This window comes from Streptococcus cristatus (genome assembly GCF_001578775.1).
Taxonomy (GTDB): Bacteria; Bacillota; Bacilli; order Lactobacillales; family Streptococcaceae; genus Streptococcus; species Streptococcus cristatus_A.
On sequence record NZ_KQ969062.1, the window covers coordinates 124,832 to 129,227 of the forward strand.

General features: G+C 36.7%; 7 protein-coding genes. All 7 read left to right on the forward strand.

What is annotated here, in order from left to right:
* Nucleotides 1–1,446: FtsK/SpoIIIE domain-containing protein (locus tag SCRDD08_RS00600; RefSeq protein WP_269139709.1), on the forward strand; the 1,446-nt coding region annotated here is incomplete at its 5' end.
* A 43-nt stretch (nt 1,447–1,489) separates the two neighbouring features.
* A complete protein-coding gene (locus SCRDD08_RS00605; RefSeq protein ID WP_061421984.1) occupies nt 1,490–1,984 on the forward strand; it encodes a hypothetical protein in 495 nt (164 codons plus the stop codon).
* A 14-nt stretch (nt 1,985–1,998) separates the two neighbouring features.
* Entirely contained in the window at nt 1,999–2,592 is a 594-nt protein-coding gene (locus SCRDD08_RS00610) for a hypothetical protein (protein ID WP_061421985.1), read from the forward strand.
* Complete coding sequence (locus SCRDD08_RS00615; protein ID WP_061423232.1) at nt 2,585–2,974, forward strand: hypothetical protein; 390 nt, start codon at nt 2,585–2,587, stop codon at nt 2,972–2,974. The genes SCRDD08_RS00610 and SCRDD08_RS00615 overlap by 8 nt, the downstream gene beginning before the upstream one ends.
* A 30-nt stretch (nt 2,975–3,004) precedes the next feature.
* A complete protein-coding gene (locus SCRDD08_RS00620) occupies nt 3,005–3,337 on the forward strand; it encodes a hypothetical protein (RefSeq protein WP_061421986.1) in 333 nt (110 codons plus the stop codon).
* Complete coding sequence (locus tag SCRDD08_RS00625) at nt 3,334–3,990, forward strand: hypothetical protein (RefSeq protein WP_061421987.1); 657 nt, start codon at nt 3,334–3,336, stop codon at nt 3,988–3,990. The genes SCRDD08_RS00620 and SCRDD08_RS00625 overlap by 4 nt, the downstream gene beginning before the upstream one ends.
* Nucleotide 3,991: 1 nt before the next feature.
* A partial coding sequence (locus tag SCRDD08_RS11605; protein WP_061421988.1) for a hypothetical protein occupies nt 3,992–4,396 on the forward strand: 405 nt, incomplete at its 3' end.

Sequence of the window (4,396 nt, forward strand, 5' to 3'; positions counted from 1 at the left end):
AAACCATCCGGGGTGGTCGATGACCAGATCTGGTCCAACTCCCGCTTCAAGATTGCGCTTAAGGTGGCCGATCGGACCGACTCCAATGAAATGCTTCATACGCCGGATGCGGCGGAGATCACCCAAACCGGCCGGGCCTATCTCCAAGTCGGCAACAATGAAGTCTATGAACTCTTCCAGTCAGCCTGGTCGGGCGCGGATTATCAGCCGGACAAGGATGACATGGGGATCGAAGACCATACAATTTATTTAATCAATGAATTGGGCCAATATGAAATCTTGAATGAAGACCTATCCGGCTTAGAAGAGGCGGATGAGATCAAGGAAGTTCCGACGGAATTAGACGCCATTGTCCAGAACATCAAGCTCTTAACCGAGAGCCAACGCATCGCGCCGGTACCCCAGCCATGGCTGCCGCCGTTACCAGATAAGATTATTTTAAACGAGTTATATGAAACTTTGCCACAATGGCAGGATAATAAACGGCCATTAGAGGTTATACTTGGTAAAGTAGATTTACCAAGTAAACAATCGCAACAAACTGCGACACATGTATATCATTTAGATGGGCATTTAGCACTTTTTTCTAGTCCGGGTATGGGAAAAACAACTTTTCTACAGTCAATTGGTATTGATTTGGCCAGACGAAATACTCCAGAACAACTTCATATATACTTATTAGACTTTGGAACTAATGGTTTATTGCCATTGCTTGGATTACCACAAGTTGCGGATATCATTTATCCAGATGATGAGGAAAAAATACCTAAATTTGTTACAAAGATTAGCGAAGAAATTCGACGTAGAAAAACTTTATTTGCAGATTATCGAGTGGCGAGTTTAGAAACATATGAGAAAGCGAGTGGAGATGTTCTTCCGTCTATGATGTTCATTATTGACAGTTATGAAGGATTGAAAGGTTCTAAGTATGAAGATTTACTTGAAAAAATGGTTACAACAATTTCTCGAGATGGGACTGGATTAGGAATGTATCTTACTCTGTCAACAGGTCGTCTAGGGACTTTAAAAGCAGCTCTTCATACAAATATTCGGACAAAAATCACCTTCAAACAAACAGATGAGACAGAGTCAAAGGGTATTGTTGGTAGGTATACTGTACCTATGGAAGAGAAGGTTGGTCGAGGGATGCTAAAATTGGAAGAGCCAGAAGTTTTCCAAGCGCCTATCCCTGTTGATGGTCAAGATGCTTTTGATATTAATGAACATTTAAAAGAAGAAGTGAAACAGTTAGATAAAAGGTGGACAGGTTCAAGACCAGGTAGAATACCAGTCGTACCAGATGTTTTGACTGTGGATAATTTCTTGGGAATGCCAGAGGTGAAAACATCTATTCAAAACGGAGAGTTACCAATAGGGCTGGAATTTGAAGAAGTAAAAGCTATTTCAATTCCTATTCAGCAGTTAAACGGTACTTATATTATCTGATAAAGATACGGTTAGGTCAGTAGCTACTAGGCATATTCTTCGTATGATTTCTCAATCTATAGAAAAAGATCAGATTATTTTATTTGATTCTATAGGTGAATATGTTGAATTTTCTATGGATGTTGATCGCTATATTAGTTCCGAACAGAATCTATCACAAGAAGTCTTTGAACTCAAGGATAGTATCCTACAAGCAAGGAAAAAACGAGAAAAGCTCAATAGGTTTGTTATCATTTCTGATTTGCAGCTATTTCTATCAGATAGTCAAATCTCAGACAATGACTTTGCAATGATTTATGAGGAGGGGCAAAGAGTAGGAATTCATTTCATTTTATCAACACATAAGAATTTCTTCACAGCATCCACAACTATGTCTAAATATGTAAAAGAACGTATTGATATTGGAATTATTGCACAAAAAATGGGAGATCAGACTGTATTTGCCCGTTCTTCATTTGCTCGCGAAGAGAATTTTAACGTAGATGAAGTGTATTTCCACTTTAAAGACATTCAAACTAAAATGAAGATTACAAAGTAATGAGGAGGAATCTAATGGATAGCAACAAAACTTTACCGGTTCAAGAATATTTAGCAGTGAAAAAAGAAGCATACTATAGTATGACTCTAATGCTTTTGGTAGCCTTTAGCGCTGCAGGTTTATCTTTTGTCTTACTATACTCAGGGTCGAGACAACGTATTTTTGAAAGTATCATGATAGGAAGTTTGCTTCTAATCAGTTCTTTTGTAGTGAGGCCCTACTGGGTGAAAAAAAGAGCCTTTGAGACAGCATATCCGGAGTTGAAAGCAATGTCGATTAGAGGAGCGAAAGTCCCGTCGTCTTATCTGATGAAGAGAATTCTTGTATTTTCGGGAGAGTTCATCTTATTAATCATCACTTTTAATTCTCACTACCATCCGATTAAGCCTCAAGAAAATTTATATGTACCACAGATCAGTGATACTTCTTCAGATCGTAGCTTATCAAGTTCAGATGATGCTTCAGTATCAGAAGAATCTTCACCTGAAGGAAGTGGCAAAAAGGTTGTGCATGTACCAACCGTAGGAGATGTAGAAGTTGATTTGGGGTCAATTAGGAGTTCGATTTCTCAGTCAGAAAATGAAAGTGAGGTCTCTACAAATGAGTGATTCATATTTAATTGGTAGAATTGATGCAAATAAGGCTAAGAAAGCAAAATACCAACGTGTCATCAATAGTATTTCCTCGAATGGCCTCTCAACTATGAGGAGTTTAGAAAGTTTAGATAATTATATCAAGCATTGCGAAGAAACGATTGAATATATAGATAGTGATATAGGGTATCACTATCTAGCAAATTTCAGAAATAAATTAGAAGAAGACTTAAAAAAATTAAAGGAATATAGGAATTTTGCTAAAGATTCTAACACGGCCTTTATGAGTCTACATGCTAGATTAGAAGCTGCTATAGTTGGTCTTGATGCTGCGATTTCCAGCGATAGAGCTGCTTATAATAAAGGAAAACCAATTTGGGAACAATTGTGGTGGTAGGCAAGTAGGTTACTAATTGGAGGATATAGTATGAATGCAGATATAAATTCAAAGGAAGGTAGTTATACTGCCGAGACTATAAGATATAACGATAGTCAAATACAGACGATTCTAAGTGATTTGACTACTATAAAAAGTTTACTTGATGATGTTTCATCAGAAATCGCCAGCATTGAAGGAAAAGAGCAAAAATGGGAGGGGAAAAGTAAGCAACAATACTTAGAATTAAAAGAATTTATGAAAAAGTATAAAAAAGATTATAAAAAAAGTGTGAGTCAACTGCATTCCACTATTTCTAATCTAGAAACGTTACTAAATTCAATTCCGAGTTCACACGTTATAAAGGAGATAGATGGCGCATGAGACTTACTTTGGAAGCATTATATGTATTACAATTGTTTAATGATTCGTCAGAAGATTTGACTTTTCTCCCTTTAACAATACTAGAAGGAGAAGATAGAAAATCGGCTTTACAACGTACAATAAAAAAGGGGTACGATGACTTAAAGACCGAAGGTTTGATCATTGATGGGCGGCCTACAGACGAGTGTATGGAATACGGATATTATCTAAAAGAATATCAAGAATCATCTTATCATTATCAAATTGATCAAGATTATTTCTGCGCTCCTGCAATTGATGAATTCAATAGAATGACTGTGGTTTTGAGAAAGGATGAAGAGGGGAGGTATGTAATTCGACGGCTTGCAAGTGTTTTATTTTTAAGTATAATATTAAAAAATCACCAGATGCTTCACTATTTGGATGATCGAGTCAAAGATTATTTACATTCAAATTATGAAAGTGAGCCAGCTTTCCGTGTGTTTGCTTACCATAAAAATGATGAAGCATTACGAATAGCAGTTGAGGAATTTGATCAATCAACCCAAGACTCGGTTTACTTCTTAGATGATGAAAGTTTATATGAGTATGATATTACGAATCAGATGCAGCGTTCTATAGACGGTGATGAGCTTTGTCAGTTGATTGTAAGAAAAATGAGAGTGGAGGTATAGCATGGCTGAAAAAATAAGTATTGAGACAACAGATTTAGAACAAATTATTTCCCATTCAGTTCATATTACCCAACTATTGAATCAGGTCTCAAGTAAAATGTCTACGGTCATAGAAACTATTCCTAGTCTTTCTTCTAATGGTTCTTTTCATGATTTGATAGGAAGTAGCTCAAGTAATGGCGGATTAGTCTCATTCTCGCTTAAGGCAAAGGAGTTTTTAACTTTATCTGAGGTGTTTGCGCAACATATCCAAAATACTTATGAAAAGATGACGGATGTGGATCGTGCAATGGCCATCTATGTAGCAGAAATGCTTTTAAATGATTCATCAACGAGTGCGGAAGATAAACAAATAATTCGTGATTATCCTGATGAGGTTGTAAACAAACTGATGGATAAGATGAAA

What these genes read in the sequence shown, in the direction of transcription:
- SCRDD08_RS00615 (WP_061423232.1), top strand. Translation starts at nt 2,585, where the DNA reads ATGAGTGATTCATATTTAATTGGTAGAATTGATGCAAATAAGGCTAAG.
- SCRDD08_RS00610 (WP_061421985.1), top strand. Translation starts at nt 1,999, where the DNA reads ATGGATAGCAACAAAACTTTACCGGTTCAAGAATATTTAGCAGTGAAA.
- SCRDD08_RS00625 (WP_061421987.1), top strand. Translation starts at nt 3,334, where the DNA reads ATGAGACTTACTTTGGAAGCATTATATGTATTACAATTGTTTAATGAT.
- SCRDD08_RS00605 (WP_061421984.1), top strand. Translation starts at nt 1,490, where the DNA reads ATGATTTCTCAATCTATAGAAAAAGATCAGATTATTTTATTTGATTCT.
- SCRDD08_RS00620 (WP_061421986.1), top strand. Translation starts at nt 3,005, where the DNA reads ATGAATGCAGATATAAATTCAAAGGAAGGTAGTTATACTGCCGAGACT.